Below are 20,897 nucleotides of genomic sequence, written 5' to 3' on the forward strand. Positions count from 1 at the left end.
GCCGTATTTACGAGGGCAAGGCCAAGATTCTTTATGAAGGCCCTGAACCCGGTACTCTTGTCCAGTTCTTCAAAGATGACGCAACCGCGTTCAACGCGAAGAAGCATGAAGTTGTTGACGGAAAAGGCGTGTTGAACAACCGCATCTCCGAGCACATTTTCACCCAGCTGAACCGCATTGGTATTCCAACCCACTTCATCCGCCGCCTCAACATGCGTGAGCAGCTGATCAAGGAAGTTGAGATCATCCCGCTTGAAGTCGTTGTTCGCAACGTCGCCGCAGGCTCGATGTCCAAGCGTCTGGGCCTCGAAGAAGGCACGGTTCTGCCCCGCTCGATCATCGAGTTCTATTACAAGGCAGACGCCCTCGATGACCCAATGGTCACCGAAGAACACATCACCGCTTTCGGCTGGGCCAGCCCGCAGGAAATCGACGACATCATGGCTCTCGCCATCCGCGTCAACGACTTCCTCACCGGTCTGTTCCTGGGCATCGGCATCCAGCTTGTTGATTTCAAGATGGAATGCGGACGTCTGTTTGAAGGCGACATGATGCGCATCGTCGTTGCCGACGAAATTTCGCCAGACTCGGCGCGCCTTTGGGATGTCAACACAAATGACAAGCTCGATAAGGACCGTTTCCGCCGCGATATGGGCGGGCTGGTTGAGGCCTATCAGGAAGTAGCGCGCCGTCTCGGCATCATGAACGAGAACGACACGCCCCGTCCTTCCGGCCCTACGCTTGTGAAGTAAAGATCCGCACAGCCCGGTAACTCGCGTTCCGGGCTGTTTTCATTGTTGTTAAATTAAATCAGCAGGAACTACAGAGTGATCAAGGCACGCGTCACCGTTACACTGAAAAACGGCGTTCTCGACCCGCAGGGCAAAGCTATTGTCGGCGCGCTCGGCAGCCTGGGCTTCGAAGGCATCAATTCCGCCCGTCAGGGCAAGGTCTTCGATCTCGAACTCGAAGGCTCGGACAAGGCGAAAGCTGAAGCCGAAATCAAGGCCATGTGCGAGAAGCTGCTCGCCAACACGGTTATTGAAGATTACGCAATCGTCATCGCCTGACGCGCTGCGGCTTAAGTATAGTTTTTTGCGCGCCTTCACACCGCTTCACAGCGGGTTTGAAGGGCACTCAAATTCAAAGAGACGTAAAACGCCATGAAAGCAGCAGTCGTTCTTCTTCCGGGCCTCAACCGTGACCGCGACATGATTGCGGCCATCACCAAGATTTCCGGTCAGGCACCAATCACCGTATGGCAGACAGACACGAGCATCCCCGATGATGTCGATCTGATCCTGATTCCCGGCGGTTTCTCTTATGGCGATTACCTGCGTTGCGGTGCAATTGCAGCGCGTATGCCGGTAATGCAGGCCATTCGCGAGAAGGCCGACAAGGGTGTCATGGTTATTGGCGTCTGCAACGGCTTCCAGATTCTCGTCGAAGCAGGAATGCTGCCAGGTGCGCTGATGCGCAACACGTCGCTGAAGTTCGTCTGCCGCGAAGTGAAGCTTGAAGTCAGCAATGCGAATACCTCGTTCACGCGCGGTTATCAGCCAGGCCAGATCATCCGTTGCCCGGTTGCCCATCATGACGGCAACTATTTTGCTGATGCTGAAACCCTGAAGCGCGTCGAAGGCGAAGGGCAAGTTGTGTTCCGTTATGCAGACGGCACCAATCCGAACGGTTCGGTCAATGACATTGCGGGCATCGTCAATGCGCGCGGCAATGTTCTCGGCATGATGCCACATCCTGAAAACTTGATTGAAGGTGCACATGGCGGCGATGACGGCCGTGCACTTTTTGCAGGCGCATTGGGTATTGCAGCTTAAAACTTTAAAGCTCGACCAAGCAGATTAAATGGCCTTCGTTGCATAACGGAGGCCATTTTTTGTTGCCCAACCCAGATGCACAATTGAGGCCGCAAAAGAGAACAGTCCTTTCAGGACCTAGAGCATAGTTCCTTAAAATCGACTCGATCTAGGATAAAATTATCCCGTAAAAACAGAGATTTAGAGCGATCTTTCTGATCCAATAAGGCACACGACACTCTGGAGTGGTCTCAGTTGATATCGAAGCTATGAAACCACTCTATATTTTTGTTTCTACGCGCATCTGGTTTCGAAAACCGATCCCACTTTTCGGAATGCGCTCTAGCGTCACGCACGAAATCGTGGCAGCTTGATCGATAGATACTTCCTGAGTAAACCGAATCGGGGAACGATATCGATGCAGTTATATTCACGCCCACTCTCCCCCTATTCCGCTTTTGTGCGCGGTGTTCTTTATCTCAAGGAACTGCCGTTCAAACCTATTAACCTCCCCTATCCATTTCCCGAAGACTTCATTCATGTGACACCTTTAAAGCGTGTCCCGGTGCTGATTACCGGCTCTGGCGAGACATTGTTTGAAGCAGCCGTCATTGCGGAATATCTGGAAGACCATTTTCCGGATACTCCCGTTCTGCCCGGCAGCCCGCGCGAGCGCGCTCTGATCCGCCTTCTGGCGCGTGTGACGGAGCTGGAAGTTCTCGGCCCTGCGATGAAACTCTTCATTCTTCAGAGCAAGCCTGAAAGGGACGAGGCCACTATCGAGCGGCTGTTTACCAAGCTCCACAAAGGCTTGAGCGTGGTTGAATCACGTCTCACCGATCACGATTTTGCACTCAACGATGCTCCGACACTTGCTGATGCATGGCTGCTGCCAGTACGCTTCCTCATGGAGCCGCTCAAGAAGCTTTCGGGGAAAGACGATTTGCTGGCTGCTTACCCAAAATTCGACACATATGCGGTGAAAGCAAAGCAGGACCCTGCGTTCGAACTCATATGGAATGAGATGAGTGACGGGTTAAAGGCTTTCATGCCGCAGCTTGCCTGAATTATCCCGTCCAATAGAAAGCGCATTTCTGAAAATGCGCTTTAACACATTGTTTCTATGCGTTTATCGGCAAGCCACTCTTTTGTTGGTCTTGCCGAAAACGTTCTTATGGAGCCTTCCTTGAAGAACAAGACCATTGCGCTCGTTGCACTGCCTGCTCTGGCACTCTTTGCAGCCTGCACGCCGAAACCGACGCCTCCTACTCCCACAAGTGTTAGCAAAGCAGCCTTGGCAACCATGGAGCGGATCGCTGTGGGAGCGAATAGCTGTTGGTTCAAATCCAATGATAAGGATTTTCGCGGCTATGCATTTGCGCCGGAACTTAATTCTTTTTCAGGGCGTCCACGTATGTTGGTGGTTCCTGCTCGAAATCTGGCAGGACGCCCGCTCCTGGTTGTGCAGGCAGAAGGCAATCCAGCACGCATTGAAGCCTTTGGCCCGATGATGCAGCAGGGTCATAACAGTCGTATCAGTGCTGACATTAATCGTTGGGCATCGGGCCAAAAAGGCTGCTGACGTTCAAATTTAACGGATGTGGAAACGGACCTTGCGCGATTCCACATCTGCCTCGTTCCGCGTAATACCTATATCGCGAAGCTGCTCGTCCGTCAGATCAATCAATTCAATGCGGCTGCGGCGCAGCATGAGACGCAGAGAGCACCATTCAATGAAACGCTGCCAGACAGAACGAGAAGCGTAACAAAAATCGCTTTCCCTTGTCTGGATTGTATCAATTGTATCTATTTCATCGTGCTTAACTGACGTATATGTCATAGCAAAGAGCCTTTTAAACTGGGCTTAGCCGATATTATGCATCAATCTGATGCGTGAAACGTAAATACAATTGACTCAAATATCGGTACAATGCTTATATTGTGACCATGACAAATTGGCTTCCCGACCTCACCGGAAAATCCGGCCCACTCTATCTTCAACTTGCTGACGCAATTGAAGAAGCGATCGCCCTTGGAACTTTGCCTGCGGGACAGAAGCTACCGCCGCAACGCAATCTGGCTTATGATCTGAAGGTGACAATCGGTACAATCGGGCGCGCCTATGCTCTCGCGCATGAGCGCGGACTTGTAACCGGCGAAGTTGGTCGCGGAACTTATGTGCTTGGCAGGGCCGACGGCAAGAATGCGCCGCCTGCCTATTCGAGCGATGGCATTGCTGGCACACGTATTCAGGACGCACCACTCGACAAGGGGCGCTTCGATACGACGGCAGCTCCTGACGTCGGACAAAATACGATACTTGAGCCGCTGATTGCGTCTGTCATTCGCAATTTCCCGCATGAGGTTGTCAACTACACGCGACATTTCCCGCAACACTGGCTTGAAGCCGGACGCCAATGGCTCAATCAGGAAAACGCTCCTGCCGATGCGAGCAATATTGTTATCACCAACGGCGCACATGCTGGTGCAATTGCGGCGATTACGGCTTTCACCTCGCCCGGCGACAGGATTGTTTTTGAAGATCTCACTTACACACAAGTGAGCCGGTCCGTGAAAATTGCCGGACGCCGCGTCGCGATTGCCGCGAGCGATGAATATGGCATGATCCCGGAAGAATTCGAGCGGGTCTGCAACCAGCAGCACCCGACAATGGCGTTTCTCATGCCAAGCATCCACAATCCAACGCTTGCGACCATGCCCTACGAGCGCCGAGTGGCGATTGCCAATATCGCGGCACGGCACAATGTCTGGCTCATTGAAGATGACACATACGGGGTTATGACCCGGTCAAATATCCCGAAGATTGCCGATATTGCACCGGAACGCACATTTCTTCTCGGCAGTCTTTCAAAGGCCGTAACGGCTGGCTTGCGCTGCGGCTGGGTGGCCTGCCCGCCGCATTGCGCGCAACGTTTACGCGTGACCCACAAGCTGATGACGGGCGGCGTTTCGTTTCTGCTCGCTGAAACTACCGCACAGATGGTGCTTTCAGGTCAGGCGAATACCCTGCTGGACAAGTGCTCGGCTGAAATCGAATGGCGCGAGCAATTGGCCCGCAAGGTCTTCGCCGGTTACGACTTTGTTTCTTCACCGCATGTTCCAATCCTCTGGCTGAAACTGCCGGAACCATGGCTTGCCAGTACATTCAAAGCAGCCGCCTATGAAAACGGACTACTGATCGACGATGAAGACGAGTTCAAAGCCGGGCGCATCGATCGAACTTACCACCGGGTTCGCATTGCTTTTTCCTCACCGACGGATCGTAATCTGATCGAAAATGGCTTCGGAACTTTGCGGCAATTGCTGGAAAATGAACAAGTAGGCTATGAAGGCAGCATTTGAGCCGGGAAATCGGCATTTTCCTGTCGCGCTTCCAACAGAGTTAGGTTAAAGAGGCCCCTTGAAACCTTAGGTGTCCGCCCTTCGGCAGAAGTTTCCGGGTACCGCAGCCTGCGACGGGGTCCCTCATCTCCATGACTATTTCCAATAAGCGCGACATCACGCCGGAACTTATCTCTGCTCACGGCCTCAAGCCGGATGAATATCAGCGTATTCTCGACCTGATCGGACGCGAACCAAGCTTCACGGAGCTCGGCATTTTCTCGGCCATGTGGAATGAACATTGTTCCTACAAGTCGTCGAAGAAGTGGCTGCGTACTCTCCCGACAACCGGCCCACGCGTTATCCAGGGTCCGGGTGAAAACGCTGGCGTTGTTGACATTGGCGATGGCGACTGCGTCGTCTTCAAGATGGAAAGCCATAACCACCCGTCGTATATCGAGCCTTATCAGGGCGCGGCGACAGGCGTTGGCGGTATTCTACGCGACGTTTTCACGATGGGTGCTCGTCCAATTGCAGCCATGAATGCCCTGCGTTTCGGTGAGCCCGACCATCCAAAGACCCGCCACCTTGTTTCCGGTGTTGTTTCCGGCGTTGGCGGTTATGGCAATGCTTTCGGCGTTCCGACCGTTGGTGGCGAAGTGAACTTCGACAAGCGCTATAACGGCAATATCCTCGTCAATGCATTCGCAGCTGGCCTTGCCAAGCATGACGGCATCTTCCTGTCGGAAGCCAAGGGCGTTGGCCTCCCGGTTGTCTATCTCGGTGCCAAGACGGGCCGCGATGGCGTTGGCGGTGCAACGATGGCATCGGCTGAATTTGACGAATCGATCGAAGAAAAGCGTCCAACCGTTCAGGTTGGCGATCCATTCACCGAAAAGTGCCTTCTGGAAGCCTGCCTTGAGCTGATGGCTTCGGGTGCGGTTATCGCCATTCAGGATATGGGTGCTGCAGGTCTCACCTGTTCTGCCGTTGAAATGGGTGCGAAGGGCGATCTCGGTATCGAGCTCATTCTCGACCATGTTCCGGTTCGCGAAGTAAACATGACAGCTTACGAAATGATGCTGTCGGAAAGCCAGGAGCGTATGCTCATGGTTCTCAAGCCAGAAATGGAAGAAGAAGCACAGGCGATCTTCCGTAAGTGGGGTCTTGATTTCGCAATCGTCGGCAAGACCACTGATGATCTGCGCTTCCGCGTCATCCATCAAGGCGAAGAAGTTGCCAATCTGCCGATCAAGGAACTCGGTGACGAAGCTCCTGAATATGATCGTCCATGGATGGAACCGGGTAAGCACGCACCGCTGCCTGCCAGCAATGTGCCGCAGGTTGAAGACTATTCGGATGCGCTGCTCAAGCTTATCGGCTCGCCGGATGGTTCATCGCGCCGCTGGGTTTACGAACAGTATGACACACTCATTCAGGGCAACTCGCTGCAGCTCCCGGGTGGCGATGCTGGTGTGATCCGCGTTGAAGGTCATGCCACCAAGGCACTCGCTTTCTCGTCAGACGTAACACCACGCTATTGCGAGGCTGATCCGTTTGAAGGCGGCAAGCAGGCTGTTGCCGAATGCTGGCGCAACATTACCGCAACCGGTGCTGAGCCGCTTGCATCGACCGACAACCTCAACTTCGGCAATCCTGAAAAGCCGGAAATCATGGGCCAGCTGGTCAAGGCAATTGAAGGTATCGGCGAAGCTTGCCGTGCGCTCGATTTCCCAATCGTTTCGGGCAACGTATCGCTCTACAACGAAACCAACGGTCAGGCGATCCTGCCAACTCCGACCATTGCCGGCGTCGGCCTCATTCCTGACTGGTCGCAGATGGCCAAGATCGGCGGAATGCAGGATGGCGACACGCTGGTTCTGCTGGGCGGCGACGGCACCCATTTGGGTCAGTCAGTCTATCTGCGCGATCTTTTTGATCGTGCTGATGGCCCTGCTCCAACGGTTGATCTTGCGCTTGAAAAGCGTAACGGCGAGTTCGTCCGTTCGGCGATCCGCAATGGCCAGGTGACAGCCTGTCACGACCTCTCCGATGGTGGTCTTGCCGTTGCTGTTGCTGAAATGGCAATCAAGTCCGACAAGGGTGCGGTTCTTGATGCGGGCGACGGCCTGCCACATGCAGCGCTGTTTGGCGAAGATCAGTCGCGTTATGTTGTTGCAGCAACACCTGAAATGGCGAAACTCATTGCGCTCAATGCAGAAGGTGCTGGCGTTCCGTTCCGTGTACTCGGCACGGTCGGCGGCGACCGCCTGAAGTTCGGTGCAACGGTTGATGTCGCAATTGCAGAGCTTAACAATGCTTTTGAAGGCTGGTTCCCGGGCTTCATGAGTGGAGAAGCTGCAGTCGACAACTAATCGTTATTGGTTAGAACTGTTACCAATTGACGCCCGGCCGGGAACACCGCGCCGGGCGTTTGCTTGTCGGCAATTTAAACGTTAGACAGTTGAATATTGACGTATCACGATGATGCGTTACGATTCGAAACGAACAAGAAGAAGCCCTAAAAGGCAGGAGATTTTGCATGGCTATGGACGCTCATGAGATCGAAAAACTGATACGCGAAGGTATTCCCGGCGCAAAGGTTACGATCCGCGACCTTGCCGGAGACGGAGATCATTATGCGGCGGAAGTTGTTGCGGAAAGTTTCCGTGGCAAGTCACGCGTGCAGCAGCACCAGATGGTCTATGACGCCCTCAAGGGCAACATGGGCGGCGTGCTTCACGCCCTTGCCCTCCAGACCAGCGTACCAGAATAAACTAATCCAACACCGCCCTCGGTTGAGCTTTCCAGCCTTTAGCCAAGGGTTGAAATACACGCAATGGCACTTGGAAACGATAATCCGGGCGGTGATTTTCTTCCTGCGGCAAGATGTTGCCCCCAAAACAGCCTGATTTCGCGCTAATTTGACTTGCTTTCACCTTTAGAGGGTGATTACCAAAGCTCAGCTTACTATATTGGGGTAGAACCTCTCCCTACGCGGGCCGGGATTTGAACCGGCATCCTGAAAGGAACTAAAATGACCGGAATCAACGATTTCATCGACAATGAAGTGAAGACCAACGACGTCGTGCTGTTCATGAAGGGCACACCAGGTTTCCCACAGTGCGGTTTCTCCGGTCAGGTCGTTCAGATTCTCGACTATATCGGCGTCGATTATAAGGGCGTGAACGTTCTTGCTTCCGACGAAATCCGTCAGGGCATCAAGGATTACTCCAACTGGCCAACCATTCCTCAGCTCTACGTAAAGGGCGAATTTGTTGGCGGTTGCGACATCATCCGCGAAATGTTCCAGTCCAGCGAACTACAGGCACTTTTTACCGATAAGGGTATTGCAACCAAGGCCGCTTGAGGATTAATTACCCCTCATACGGCTTTTAAAGCTCACCTTTTCTAAAAGGCGCCGTTTCATGGCGCCTTTTCTATTGCCCGATGCATAGCCATCATAGGCAGCATCTGCTGCCGGGCCGCTGTTTTCTAAATTCTGACTACTACACCGGCACTCCCCTGACCGGTGTGCCGTTTATCGAGGACTACCCAAATGCCAATCGACATTCAAAATGGTTCTCCGGACCAGAAGACTTCCATGCGCGGGCGCGGCGAGTTCATCGCTCTCATTGCAGCGATCATGGCAATCAATGCGTTGGCAGTGGATATTATGCTGCCTGGTCTGCCGCAAATTGGTGCCAGCCTTGGCGTTCTTTCAGAAAATCACGCACAGTTTGTCATTACTGCCTATTTGCTCGGCTTTGGCGTATCGCAGCTGTTCTATGGTCCGCTGAGCGACCGTTTCGGCAGAAGATTGCCTCTCTTTGGCGGCTTGCTGATCTATATACTCGCAGCACTTGGTGCAGCCGTTGCAACGGATTTCACAACACTTATTGTTCTGCGCGTATTGCAGGGACTGGGTGCCGCAGCAACGCGTGTAATTGCCGTTTCAGTTGTTCGCGATAAGTTTGCCGGGCGTCAGATGGCTGAAGTCATGTCGCTCGTCATGATGGTCTTCATGATCCTGCCGGTGGTCGCCCCTGCAACCGGTCAGCTGATTATGCTGTTCGGTGAATGGCATCTGATCTTTCTGTCTATGGCGCTTATGGCTGTTATAATCGGTGTATGGGCATATTTGCGCCTGCCCGAAACGCTGCCCGTCAGCCATCGTCGTCCGTTGACAGTCAAGAGTGTAATCGGTGGTTTTGGCATCGTTCTGTCCAACCGCGTAGCGCTCTTCTACATGCTCGGCACCTCGTTCATTCTTGGAGCGCTGTTCGGCTACATCAACTCGGCGCAGCAGATCTTTGTTGATATCTACAAGCTTGGATCGCTGTTTCCGCTGGCCTTTGCTGCCGTCGCCATGACGCTTGCTCTCGCATCGTTCCTCAACTCCCGCCTTGTCGGTCGCTACGGTATGCGCCGCATTTCACAGACGATGCTGCTGGTATTTGTCGGCTTCAGCCTGCTTTGGGTCGTGCTTTCTGTGACGTTCAGCGGTCCCGTGCCATTCTGGATGCTGATGACGATCTATATGACCATCATGTTCTCGTTCAGCCTTGTAACGGCTAACTTTAATGCGCTGGCTATGGAGCCTCTGGGCGAAGTCGCCGGTACGGCATCTTCCGTTTTGGGCTTTGCACAGACAGTCATCGGCGCAGCACTCGGCGCAGTCATCGGTCAGGCATTCGATGGAACGACAACACCGGTCGCCGCAGGCTATTGTGTGCTGGGCTTCATCGCATTCATCTGCGTTTTGATTGCTGAGCGCGGCAAGATGTTCAAGCCGCACAACAAGCCAATCTGAGTAGAAAATAAAAAGCCCGCCAAATGGCGGGCTTTTCTTATTCTTCCCAAAGAGCTGCCTGAATGGCTTTCCAGCTTTCCTTGTCAGGTGCAATCAGCAGCCCACCACCGGTGTGCGACGGCAGATAGTCGCTTTCATCCCAGCGTGCGAGATACCCACCCGCTTCCTGATGGATAAGCGCACCGGGCAAATGATCCCACGGCATCAGCTTGTTATAGACTGCGAAATGCGCGCCGCCTGTCGCGATAATACGATATTCATGTGCCGCACAGCGATAGCCGATCTTGGAGAGAAACTTCGTCTGGTTGCGTGCAAGGCGCGAACGGATCGGATCGACAGTATATTGCCAGGAAACCGCACCGGTCATCTGCGAAATATCAACAGGCTCAGCCACACTCACGCGGCTCGTTGAACCATTGGCATGGCGAATATGCGCGCCGCTACCCTTTGAAGCAAGAATCCAGTCCTTGCCGACTGGGTCGTAGATAATGCCGGCAACTGTCTCGCCTTTGGCAACAACCGCCAGCATTACGCCGAACAGGGGAACACCTGAAGCAAAATTGAAGGTGCCATCGACTGGATCGATCGTGAATGCAAGATCCGCATCACCGAGCCCATCAAGCAAAGCCTCATCATCAGAACAAGCCTCTTCCCCCACGATCAGCGCGTTGGGAAAGCGTTCATTGAGGCGCGCCGTGATATAGCGCTCGGCATTCACATCGGCTTCTGTGACGAGATCGGCAGCAGAGGTCTTTTGGCGAATATCGCCCTGCCCCAGCTGGCGAAAGCGAGGCATTATTTCTTCGTTGGCTGCGTCTGCCAGAAGATCGGCCAGCCAATCAATCTGCTTTTCATCAAACTGCACTATCATTCTCCACATCGGAATTTGCCATCAGGCCTGCGAAATCGAACAGTTTGCGGTCGAGAAGATGGCTCGGGCGCACATTGGTCATGGCGCGGATCATCGTGTCCTTACGGCCCGGCATACGCTTTTCTATATCGGTCAGCATCGCCTTCATTGCATTGCGCTGCAGGCCTTCCTGGCTGCCGCAGAGATCGCAAGGAATGATCGGAAACTGCATCGCAGTCGCAAACTTTTCCATATCTTCTTCCGCCGCATAGGCGAGCGGACGGAAAACCATGAGATCACCTTCGTCATTGAGAAGCTTCGGCGGCATGGCGGCAAGACGGCCACCATGGAAAAGATTCATGAAGAAGGTTTCGAGAATGTCTTCGCGATGATGGCCGAGAACAACCGCCGAGCAGCCTTCTTCTCGCGCTATGCGATAGAGATTGCCGCGGCGCAAACGCGAGCAAAGGGAGCAATAGGTGCTGTTTTCAGGCAGCTTTTCAGTAACAATGGAATAGGTGTCCTGATACTCGATGCGATGTTTAATACCGTAGCTGTTCAGGAAATCCGGCAGAATGTGCTTCGGAAAATTTGGCTGGCCCTGATCGAGATTGACCGCCAGCAATTCCACCGGCAGCACACCGCGCCATTTGAGATCGAGCAGAAGCGCCAACAGACCGTAGGAATCCTTACCTCCGGAAAGGCAAACCATCCAACGCTCACCAGGCTTTACCATGGCAAAGTCTTCGATAGCCTGGCGCGTATGACGCAGGAGACGTTTACGCAGCTTGTTGAGCTCAACCGAGGCTGGCACATCGCGGAAAAGTGGGTGGCAGCCATCGCCTCCGTTTTCGTCTGCGATATCTGACCCGATGTTAGGATCAAAAGCGTTCATGATGCTTCCTGCGAATAAGAGAGATTATGTTTACATACAGAAAAGCCGCCCTCGGGAAAACCGAGGGCGGCCATTTATTTCAGCTAAATGAGCCAGAGGCTCAAAATTAACGCGAATAGAATTCGACGACGAGGTTTGGTTCCATCTGAACGGCGTATGGAACGTCGCCGAGAACTGGAACGCGTGCGAAGGTCGCAACCATCTTGTTGTGATCGACTTCAACGTAGTCAGGAACATCGCGTTCTGCGAGCGCAACAGCTTCGAGAACAACAACGAGCTGCTTCGACTTTTCGCGAACTTCAACAACGTCACCAGCCTTCAGGCGGTAGGACTGAATGTTGACGCGGCGACCGTTTACGTTGACGTGACCGTGGTTGATGAACTGGCGTGCAGCGAAGATCGTTGGAACGAACTTTGCGCGGTACACAACAGCGTCCAGACGCGATTCGAGCAGGCCGATGAGGTTTTCACCGGTATCGCCCTTGCGGCGAGCTGCTTCGTCATAGGTCTTGCGGAACTGCTTTTCCGAGATATCGCCGTAGAAGCCCTTGAGCTTCTGCTTTGCGCGGAGCTGTACACCGAAGTCGGACAGCTTGCCCTTACGGCGCTGACCGTGCTGGCCTGGGCCATATTCACGACGGTTTACAGGGGACTTCGGACGGCCCCAGATGTTTTCGCCAAGGCGGCGATCAATTTTGTACTTAGCGGATTCGCGCTTGCTCATCGCATTTCCTTTAAAAAGTTAGTGCACCTTACGGCGCAGACAGGAAACGCGCCCTCCTCTGCCCTTGGGTTTCAAGGACTGACAGAATGAAGCGCGCAGCTGCGATCCTCATCCACGGGACACGTCAAATGAAACGCCGGAGCGTTTAGGCTCCAGCGATGGCGGCTTTTAGTCATTGGAGTGTCATCTTGTCAAGGCTGAAGCCCTGATTTTAAGCCATTTGGCTAGTTCAAAGCGGATCTTAAATGGCACAAGGCATCATTTATAGAAGAAGCACGTCGAACTGGGTCTGATCGAGGCCAATTGCAACGTTCTGCCATCAAGCGTGAAGGAACGACATATCACCTTTCAACATTACTCGTTAGCGCCCGATATCAAAAGAGGTGAATATGGCCGTTTCCTTCGCTTTCCTTCAAAGGCTGATGATTATCGCCTTCGCTACTTTCGCGATTGTGGTGTTTCCGCAAGAGAACTGGGGCAGTCTTTCGAGCGCTAACGCGCAGAACCTTATCGAAAGGATGTTAAACGGTAACGCCAGACACACATCTTCCCACAAGCGACCGAAGAAAAAGCGTATAGCCAAACAAAAGCAATCAAAAGCATTGCCTGCTGCGCCTAGCCCATCAGCTACCCCCGCACCCGTGGTTATTCCGTTACCGACGCCATCACCTCGCCGCGAAGAGGAAACAGCAAAGCAGCCTGAACAATCGGAGCCCACTCAAACACCTCCTACTGAAAAGGCTCCACTTCCCGATAAAAAACCAGAACAACCGGTAGAAAGCGCTGAACCACCCCCCGCACCAGCACCCCCTGCAAAGCCCGAACGTGTCTATCAAGTGTCATGTCCTGCGCTGATGGCTGGAGACGTAGAGGGCAAACTGTTGTCACCGATTGAAGACGGCCCGCAATGCAGCGCTCGTTCGCCTCTATCGCTCACAGCTATAGGAAAAACCGAGTCCCTGAAATTCGCCACCGCAGTCACGACAAATTGCGCCATGGCTGTGACGCTTGCTGAGTGGTCGAAAGATGTCAGTGACGCCGCGAAGAAAGTGTACGGCGACAGCATCAAGATCACTGAAATCGGCACCGGTTCGGATTACCAGTGCCGCAAGGTCAATGGTGCTTCGACGGGGCGAGTGTCAGAACACGCTTTCGCCAATGCGCTTGATATCATGTCATTTAAGTTTTCAGATGGCTCGAAGACGGAGCTCGAAAGCGGCTGGAATGGGTCTGAAAAAGAGAAAACTTTCTGGCGCGCGGTGCATGGTGCGAGCTGCAAGCTTTTCATGACTGTGATCGGGCCCGACGGCGATGCTGCGCATCGCACAAACATGCATCTGGATCAGGGCTGTCACGGCAAATCCTGCCTTGCTCGAATCTGCCAGTAAGATATTCTGCTAGAGCATTTCCTGTTTTGATTGAATTATTGGAAATGCTCTATCCATTTGTTTCTACGCGCATCTTTTTCCGAAAACCGCTTCGCACTTTTCGGGATGCGCTCTAGGTGACGGGGAAAACACAAAAAAATCCAATCTGCGTTTCTAATAGCATCGTCATTATCGATTTGCTTACCGCACTTTGCGCGGTAGCTGTTCAAAGGAAGCGATCCATGAAATCGACCCAACTTATACTTTCTGCAATTTTTACACTTGGAATTGCGGGCGCAGCCCATGCAGATGCGGTACCTAAGCGCTCGAAAGATTTTACCGGAAACTACCAAACGCTCGCAAAAGATCAGCAGGCATCGCCGCAGGTGGCCGACTGCATTGCAAGCGCCTATGACTATGTGAAGAAAAGCAAGAAATACGACCGCCTTGGCTTCACCAAAGCGGACATTGCAGCAGCTACTACGAATGACAAATCATCGAAATTCAGCGCGAAAGACGCAAGCAAGGTTTCTGCGGTGATTTCTGTTCCGGGAGAAGCGCGCAATAGAAGCGGTGCGCAGTGGGATACAATCACTTTGCGCTGTGGAATTACCGGCGGCAAGCTGAAAGCTATTGAGCTTGCGCCCGGAAAAGGCGCAAAATAGGCTATAGTTTTGTAATCTTGGAGAGCAGCTGATTAAAAGTCAGCTGCTCTTCTTGTCTGAAACATGCTCCGGCAAGCCCTTGCGTTTGGTTTCCGCAAATTCTTCCAGTTCCTTCTCGGTCATCGACTCATACATTTCTTTCGATGCACTGATCAGCTCACTCTTTTTGATTTCACCGCGCTTGGCAGCGAGTGCTGCACCGGCAGCTTTTTGCTGCGCCTGTGATTTTGCTGGCATGATCCTTACTCCCTTTTTCAAGAGAACAACGAGCGCGCCGATATCAGGTTCCTTAATCTTCCGTAGCTGCATCAAAGCGTGAACGGGCGCTACGCATTTCCTCGCGATTTTTAACCGCCCACTGGCCCAACACATCAATCGGCACGGCCAGCGAATGACCAAGCTCGGTAAGTGAATAAGTCACTTCCGGTGGAGATGTTGGACGTACATGACGCGCGACCAATCCATCGCGTTCGAGAGATCGCAGGGTAACGGTCAGCATTCGCTGGGAAATGCCCTCAATCGCGCGACGTAAAGCGTTGAAACGCAATGAACCCGTTTGCAGATTGAAAACCACGAGAATGCTCCAGGTATCACCGACGCGATCCAGCACCTCGCGAATAGGGCATGAGCCCTCACCTTCGGGATCGGCCTGAAAAGCGGGTGTTGAAGACAATAAGGGCGAGCTCGCATTTGGCTCGGTCGTATTTTTCATTCTTACTCCTTAAAGCGCATCGCGCTTAATCGAGTTCAGGCGGCACGCTTTAAATCATCGCTTCCAGGCACCTCTTTCCCCAAAGACGTTTTGCATTTGGGGGAGTCATGCGCGCGCCAAAGCCTACTGTTTTTATCGGCGATTTCTGCTCTTGCCGGCAACGCGGTTACTTCCATGTACCTTAAACATGAAAAAGTGCGTTCTTCACAAGGCTTCTCATCTCGACTACTTAGTTACCATAAAGAACCTGATTATTAAATATCACTTCTCTAGGTTTAACTGAAAAGGAAAATGTCATGGCTAAAATTGCACTGATCGGCGCTACCGGCTTTGTAGGCGCTGCTGTCCTCAAGGAAGCCGTATCTCGCGGCCATACCGTAACGGCCCTCGTCCGCAACACGGACAAGGTTGAGAAACTCGATAATGTTACAGCAGTGAAGACAGACGTATTCGACACTGACGCGCTCGCCAAACAACTTGCAGGCCACGACATCGTTATTTCAGCCTTCAACCCCGGCTGGACCGATGCCAACATTCGCGAAAACCATATCAAGGGCAGCCGCTCCATCAACGAAGCTGCCAAAAAGGCTGGCGTTAAGCGTCTCATCGCGGTCGGCGGTGCAGGCAGCCTTGCTATCAACGGCCATCAGCTGGTGGATTCACCTGAATTTCCGGCCGAGTGGAAAGAAGGCGCACTTGGCGCACGTCAGGCATTGCACGAATTGCGTGATGAAAAAGACCTCGATTGGACGTTCGTTTCGCCTGCGATCATTCTTCTGCCGGGCGAACGCACCGGAGAATATCGTCTGGGTGCTGACGAGCCTGTGTTTGATGACAATGGCGAAAGCAAAATCTCCGTCGAAGACTTGGCCGTTGCGATTGTCGATGAAGCAGAACAGGGCAAGCACATCGGCAAGCGTTTCACCGCTGCATACTGAGACAATCGATTGCCGGGCGGGCAACCGCCCGGTTTCCTCAAGGTAACCCGATCACCTTTCAGTGCGTTCTTAACAAGCAGCATGAAGCGCCTTAATTAAAGCGCAACAGCCAACAGATCGATGGAACGCCATGGAACTCGGTATTTATACTTTCGGCGATATCGGGCCTGATCCCGAAACCAATCGCCCCCTTTCGCCGCAACAACGGCTCAGCAATCTCATAGAAGAGATTGAACTCGCCGATCAGGTCGGCCTCGATGTATTCGGCGTCGGCGAGCATCATCGCCCTGATTACGCGATTTCTGCACCGCCTGTCGTGCTGGCAGCGGCAGCGTCACGCACGAAGAACATTAAGCTGACCAGTGCGGTGACCGTTCTTTCGTCTGACGATCCTGTGCGGGTCTATCAGCAATTTTCAACGCTTGATCTCATCTCCACCGGGCGTGCTGAAATCATGGCAGGTCGTGGCTCGTTCATCGAGTCCTTCCCCCTTTTTGGTTATAATCTCGACGATTACGACACGCTTTTTGCCGAAAAACTCGACCTGTTGCTTAATATTCGCGAGAATGAGCGGGTTAGTTGGACTGGCACCATGCGCGCAGCAATTGACGGACGTGGTGTATATCCGCGCGCGCTACCGGATTCCTTACCCATCTGGCTCGCAGTGGGCGGTACGCCCGCTTCAGTGGGACGAGCAGCACTTCTTGGCCTGCCTCTCGCCATCGCGATTATCGGAGGGTATCCGGAGCGTTTCGCGCAATTGACCGATTTCTATCGAGAAGCAGGTCTTAAAGCCGGACACGCACCAGAAAAGCTCAAAGTTGGAATCAACTCTCACGGCTATATTGCTGAAAAATCTCAACAAGCTGGCGACGAATTTTACAGTTCATACGCCTATGTCATGAGCAAACTCGGACGTGAGCGTGGCTGGCCGCCGACCACTCGTGAACAATTTGATGCGATGTGCCAACCACGAGGATCGTTGCTCGTCGGAAGCCCGCAACAGGTCGTCGACAAAATCTTGAGCCAGCATAGCTATTTCAAGCATGATCGGTTCTTGCTGCAGACAGCCCTCGGCAATCTGCCGCACAAATATACGATGAAATCAATTGAGCTGTTTGGGACCAAGGTTGCGCCGGAAGTCCGCAAAGCCTTGAAACTGAAAACATCCGTTTAAAACAAAAGCCGGCGGGATATTACCAGCCGGCTTTTTTCATTAGACCAGTTCAACTTCCACGACACCTGGAATTGCCTTCATCGCGCTCGCAATTTGCGGACTGACGCGGTAGCGATGCGGAAGTTCGATCTCAACTTCGCGCTGGCCTTCTTCCTTAATGACAATCAGGCTCACCTGACCGTCGCCGCGCGTGTTGAAATGCGGAACAATGTGCTTCACCGCTTCCGCTGAACGAAGATAGAGCCGGAGTGCCTTCTGCATCCGGCAGGCTTCGTCCTCGAGCGACTGCACCGTCTGAATTCTGAGGCCAATCCCTTCTGGACGGTTTTCCGCAGCGACTGTAATCACAACCGATTTGCCGCTTTCAAGCAGGTCGCGGTACTGCGCGAGACCTTCCGAGAAAAGTACGGCTTCAAACTGGCCGGTGGCATCCGACAGCTGCACAATGCCCATTTTGTTGCCTGTGCGCGTCTTACGCTCCTGTCTGGTGGTTACTGTTCCGGCAAGACGACCTGCATTTGCACCACGCTTCACCGCCGCCGAGAAATCGGCCCAGCTCTGCACACGCATCCGGTCAAGGACCTGACGATATTCATCGAGCGGATGGGCGGACAAATAAAAGCCAACTGCCTGAAACTCGCGATGCAACTTTTCCGAAGGGAGCCATGGCGCGGCCTGCGGAAGAATAAGTGTTTCTTTCGGAGCACCTGAAAGCCCAAAAATATCGGACTGGCCGCTGGCCGCATTTTCCTGCGTGCGCTGCGCGAAGCCCATAATGCGGTCCATGCCTGCGCTCATCGCAGCACGGTCGCGACCAAAGCAATCAAGTGCGCCTGCATTGATCAGGCTTTCCGTCACACGGCGATTGACGATTTTCGGATCGATCCGCTCACAGAAATCCTCAAGGCTTTCAAACGGCTTTTCGGACCGCACACTGACGATATGATCAACGGCAGCTTCGCCCACGCCCTTGATTGCTGCCAGAGAATAGAAAATCTTCTTCTCGCCCACCTCGAAAGGTCGGAACGATGTCATGACGGAAGGTGTCACAACATCGATTGCCAAACGATTTGCATCACGACGGAAATCATTGAGCTTGTCTGCGTTCGACATATCATAGGTCATCGATGCCGCTAGAAACTCAACTGGATAATGCGCCTTCATATAGGCGGTTTGGTAGGAGACAATCGCATAGGCGGCAGCGTGCGACTTGTTGAAGCCGTAGTCAGCGAACTTAGCCAACAGGTCGAAAATCATATTCGCCTGAGCCTTATCAACACCACCTTCGATCGCACCATCAACAAAACGGACACGCTGCTTGTCCATTTCTTCGCGGATTTTTTTACCCATCGCGCGGCGCAGAAGATCAGCTTCACCGAGCGAATAGCCGGAAAGCACCTGTGCGATCTGCATCACCTGTTCCTGATAAACGATAACGCCTTGCGTTTCCTTGATCAGATCGTCGATTTTTGGATGAATGGAGGCGATTTCCTCCTCACCGTTCTTGCGCGCATTATAGGTCGGGATGTTTTCCATCGGACCAGGGCGATAAAGCGCAACAAGCGCAATAATATCTTCGATACGGTCGGGACGCATACCAAGCAGCGCCTTACGCATACCGGCACTTTCCACCTGGAACACGCCGACCGTTTCGCCGCGCGACAGCATTTCATAGGTGAGTTCATCATCGAGCGGCAGACGCGACAGGTCTATATCGATGCCCTTGCGTGCAACGAGCTTCACGGCTGTTTCGAGAACCGTCAGTGTTTTCAGACCCAGAAAGTCGAACTTGACCAACCCGGCTTGCTCGACCCATTTCATATTGAACTGAGTGACCGGCATATCGGAACGTGGATCGCGATACATCGGCACGAGTTCAGAAAGCGGACGATCGCCGATGACGATACCGGCGGCGTGGGTCGAGGCGTGGCGATACAGTCCTTCAAGCTTCAGCGCCATATCAAGAAGACGGCCAACAACGGGCTCCTTCTCACGCTCTTCATTGATCTTTGGCTCAGTCTCGATGGCTTGTGCCAGAGACACCGGATTGGCCGGGTTCTGCGGTACAAGCTTACAGAGACGATCAACCTGACCGTATGGCATTTCGAGAACGCGGCCCACGTCGCGTAGCACAGCACGCGCCTGCAAAGTACCGAAGGTGATGATCTGCGCGACCTGATCGCGCCCGTATTTCTCCTGAACGTAGCGAATAACTTCTTCGCGGCGATCCTGACAGAAGTCGATATCGAAGTCGGGCATCGATACGCGATCTGGATTGAGGAAGCGTTCGAACAGAAGCGAGAAGCGCAGCGGGTCAACGTCCGTAATCGTCAAAGCATAAGCGACGAGCGAACCCGCACCAGAACCACGCCCCGGTCCTACAGGAATACCCTGTTGTTTGGCCCATTTGATAAAGTCCGCAACGATCAGGAAGTAACCCGGGAACTTCATGCGGGTAATAATGCCGATCTCGTAGTCGAGACGCTCGGCATATTGTTCTTCTGTATAGCCTTCAGCAAGACCTGCTGTTTTCAACCGCATCTGCAGGCCTTCACGCGCCTGACGTGCCAACTCGTCAGCTTCCGCCTGAATGGCTGCTTCAGGATCGTCAGACTCGCCGGTGAAACGCGGTAGGATCGGCTGACGTGTCTGCGTGAACCAGCTGCACCGCTCGGCGATTTCAATCGTGTTTTCGAGCGCTTCGGGCAGGTCTGCAAACAGGGCAGCCATTTCCGAACGGCTTTTCAAATGATGATCCGGTGTCAAGCGACGGCGATCATCATTGGATAGAATTTGACCTTCAGCGATGGCAAGAAGCGCGTCGTGCGCTTCAAAATCCTCGGCCTTCAAAAAGAAAGCTTCATTGGTCGCGACAAGCGGCAGTTCCATCGCATATGCTAGCTCGACGGTCTTTGCCTCAAGCGCGCGATCATAGCCCGCCTGCCGCTGCAACTCGACATAAAGCCGATCACCGAATGCTTCTTTCAAAAAGGCCAAACGGCTTTCAGCGCGATCAGGACGATCAGCAGCAAATGCGCGTCCGATTGGCCCCAGAGGGCCGCCTGAAAGAACAATCACGTCTTCTGACAGATCAGATAACCAGCTTGCATCGACATGCACTGGGTCTCCCGATTGCGTATCAAGAAACGCACGGCTGACAAGCCTGACAACGTTCGCATAACCTTCCTCAGTCGAAGCGAGGAAAACCAGAGGTGCAAGATCGAGAACCAATCGTCGGTTTGCACTACGGCTGTTATCGTTGTGATCGCCAAAAGCAACATCCAGCTGGCAGCCTATGATTGGCTGCAAGCCATCCTTTGACGCCTTTTGTGCAAACTCGAGAGCGCCGAAAAGGTTGTTGCTGTCAGTTATCGCGATGGCCGGTGCTTGATCGGCAATCGCCTGTTTGATGATCTTGCCGACAGGCAGCGCGCCTTCCAACAAGGAGTAAGCAGAATGAACTCGCAGATGAACGAAACGAGGTGACGACTTGCCCTCGCCCGCTAAAATGCTTGCTTTATCATTCATACTATTTCCCCGATCTTTGCAGAGCTAAACGCACTGCAATATCATGACAACGACATCATGCCTTCAGCGCCA

21 protein-coding genes are annotated in these 20,897 nt (G+C 53.2%); 14 read left to right on the plus strand and 7 right to left on the minus strand.

The features are described 5' to 3' along the window. From purC to RT142_RS20380, 5 genes are all read left to right on the plus strand, one after another. Positions 1 to 752, plus strand: a 752-nt coding sequence (gene purC / locus RT142_RS20360; protein WP_313031100.1) for a phosphoribosylaminoimidazolesuccinocarboxamide synthase, incomplete at its 5' end; no start/stop codon positions are given. A 75-nt stretch (positions 753 to 827) separates the two neighbouring features. Next, entirely contained in the window at positions 828 to 1,070 is a 243-nt protein-coding gene (gene purS / locus RT142_RS20365; protein WP_079211779.1) for a phosphoribosylformylglycinamidine synthase subunit PurS, read from the plus strand. 93 nt (positions 1,071 to 1,163) lie between these two features. After that, positions 1,164 to 1,835, plus strand: a complete 672-nt coding sequence (purQ, locus tag RT142_RS20370; RefSeq protein ID WP_064320489.1) for a phosphoribosylformylglycinamidine synthase subunit PurQ — start codon at positions 1,164 to 1,166, stop codon at positions 1,833 to 1,835. A 397-nt stretch (positions 1,836 to 2,232) separates the two neighbouring features. Then, entirely contained in the window at positions 2,233 to 2,880 is a 648-nt protein-coding gene (locus tag RT142_RS20375; protein ID WP_007874617.1) for a glutathione S-transferase family protein, read from the plus strand. A 120-nt stretch (positions 2,881 to 3,000) separates the two neighbouring features. Beyond that, a complete protein-coding gene (locus RT142_RS20380; protein ID WP_194778822.1) occupies positions 3,001 to 3,396 on the plus strand; it encodes a hypothetical protein in 396 nt (131 codons plus the stop codon). Between the two features lie 9 nt (positions 3,397 to 3,405). On the opposite strand, the gene RT142_RS20385 is transcribed toward RT142_RS20380, so the two are convergent. Next, the gene (locus RT142_RS20385; protein ID WP_007874613.1) at positions 3,406 to 3,654 is read right to left on the minus strand and encodes a DUF1127 domain-containing protein; all 249 of its coding nucleotides are present in this window, start codon (positions 3,652 to 3,654) and stop codon (positions 3,406 to 3,408) included. A 107-nt stretch (positions 3,655 to 3,761) separates the two neighbouring features. Between RT142_RS20385 and RT142_RS20390 the strand changes: the two genes are divergently transcribed. The 5 genes from RT142_RS20390 (at position 3,762) to RT142_RS20410 (ending at position 9,969) form a co-directional block, all read left to right on the plus strand. Continuing rightward, on the plus strand, positions 3,762 to 5,177 hold the full coding sequence (locus RT142_RS20390) for a PLP-dependent aminotransferase family protein (RefSeq protein WP_313031186.1): 1,416 nt from the start codon (positions 3,762 to 3,764) through the stop codon (positions 5,175 to 5,177). 131 nt (positions 5,178 to 5,308) lie between these two features. Beyond that, the gene (gene purL, locus RT142_RS20395; protein ID WP_313031106.1) at positions 5,309 to 7,531 is read left to right on the plus strand and encodes a phosphoribosylformylglycinamidine synthase subunit PurL; all 2,223 of its coding nucleotides are present in this window, start codon (positions 5,309 to 5,311) and stop codon (positions 7,529 to 7,531) included. Positions 7,532 to 7,698: 167 nt separating this feature from the next. Then, positions 7,699 to 7,932 (plus strand): BolA/IbaG family iron-sulfur metabolism protein, encoded by a 234-nt coding sequence (locus RT142_RS20400; protein WP_007874594.1) that lies wholly within the window; start codon positions 7,699 to 7,701, stop codon positions 7,930 to 7,932. Positions 7,933 to 8,193: 261 nt separating this feature from the next. Beyond that, on the plus strand, positions 8,194 to 8,526 hold the full coding sequence (grxD, locus tag RT142_RS20405; protein WP_007874592.1) for a Grx4 family monothiol glutaredoxin: 333 nt from the start codon (positions 8,194 to 8,196) through the stop codon (positions 8,524 to 8,526). A gap of 189 nt (positions 8,527 to 8,715) precedes the next feature. Next, entirely contained in the window at positions 8,716 to 9,969 is a 1,254-nt protein-coding gene (locus RT142_RS20410) for a multidrug effflux MFS transporter (protein ID WP_007874590.1), read from the plus strand. 37 nt (positions 9,970 to 10,006) lie between these two features. Here the strand turns inward: RT142_RS20410 and RT142_RS20415 are convergent, their stop codons facing one another. From RT142_RS20415 to rpsD, 3 genes are all read right to left on the minus strand, one after another. Further along, complete coding sequence (locus tag RT142_RS20415; RefSeq protein ID WP_210326208.1) at positions 10,007 to 10,840, minus strand: inositol monophosphatase family protein; 834 nt, start codon at positions 10,838 to 10,840, stop codon at positions 10,007 to 10,009. After that, the gene (gene ttcA, locus RT142_RS20420; protein WP_313031110.1) at positions 10,824 to 11,714 is read right to left on the minus strand and encodes a tRNA 2-thiocytidine(32) synthetase TtcA; all 891 of its coding nucleotides are present in this window, start codon (positions 11,712 to 11,714) and stop codon (positions 10,824 to 10,826) included. The genes RT142_RS20415 and ttcA overlap by 17 nt, the downstream gene beginning before the upstream one ends. Positions 11,715 to 11,820: 106 nt before the next feature. Continuing rightward, complete coding sequence (gene rpsD, locus RT142_RS20425; RefSeq protein WP_007874584.1) at positions 11,821 to 12,438, minus strand: 30S ribosomal protein S4; 618 nt, start codon at positions 12,436 to 12,438, stop codon at positions 11,821 to 11,823. 389 nt (positions 12,439 to 12,827) lie between these two features. Here rpsD and RT142_RS20430 point away from each other — a divergent pair, with 389 nt between their 5' ends. Continuing rightward, positions 12,828 to 13,826, plus strand: a complete 999-nt coding sequence (locus tag RT142_RS20430) for an extensin family protein (protein WP_313031115.1) — start codon at positions 12,828 to 12,830, stop codon at positions 13,824 to 13,826. Between the two features lie 221 nt (positions 13,827 to 14,047). Beyond that, positions 14,048 to 14,470 (plus strand): type IV secretion system effector BspC, encoded by a 423-nt coding sequence (bspC, locus tag RT142_RS20435; protein WP_064320483.1) that lies wholly within the window; start codon positions 14,048 to 14,050, stop codon positions 14,468 to 14,470. 39 nt (positions 14,471 to 14,509) lie between these two features. On the opposite strand, the gene RT142_RS20440 is transcribed toward bspC, so the two are convergent. Both RT142_RS20440 and RT142_RS20445 read right to left on the minus strand, forming a co-directional pair. Beyond that, a complete protein-coding gene (locus RT142_RS20440) occupies positions 14,510 to 14,707 on the minus strand; it encodes a DUF3008 family protein (protein WP_313031118.1) in 198 nt (65 codons plus the stop codon). A 52-nt stretch (positions 14,708 to 14,759) separates the two neighbouring features. Beyond that, a complete protein-coding gene (locus RT142_RS20445) occupies positions 14,760 to 15,182 on the minus strand; it encodes a winged helix-turn-helix transcriptional regulator (protein ID WP_007874578.1) in 423 nt (140 codons plus the stop codon). A gap of 296 nt (positions 15,183 to 15,478) precedes the next feature. Between RT142_RS20445 and RT142_RS20450 the strand changes: the two genes are divergently transcribed. Beyond that, complete coding sequence (locus RT142_RS20450) at positions 15,479 to 16,120, plus strand: NAD(P)-dependent oxidoreductase (protein ID WP_313031121.1); 642 nt, start codon at positions 15,479 to 15,481, stop codon at positions 16,118 to 16,120. A 130-nt stretch (positions 16,121 to 16,250) separates the two neighbouring features. Then, positions 16,251 to 17,297 carry an LLM class flavin-dependent oxidoreductase gene (locus RT142_RS20455; RefSeq protein WP_313031124.1) on the plus strand — a complete coding sequence of 349 codons (1,047 nt, stop codon included), beginning with the start codon at positions 16,251 to 16,253 and terminating at the stop codon, positions 17,295 to 17,297. A 39-nt stretch (positions 17,298 to 17,336) separates the two neighbouring features. Here the strand turns inward: RT142_RS20455 and dnaE are convergent, their stop codons facing one another. Beyond that, positions 17,337 to 20,825 (minus strand): DNA polymerase III subunit alpha, encoded by a 3,489-nt coding sequence (gene dnaE / locus RT142_RS20460; RefSeq protein ID WP_313031126.1) that lies wholly within the window; start codon positions 20,823 to 20,825, stop codon positions 17,337 to 17,339. Positions 20,826 to 20,897: the final 72 nt, after the last annotated feature.

It is taken from the genome of Brucella sp. (assembly GCF_032066345.1).
GTDB classification, from domain to species: Bacteria; Pseudomonadota; Alphaproteobacteria; order Rhizobiales; family Rhizobiaceae; genus Brucella; species Brucella pseudogrignonensis.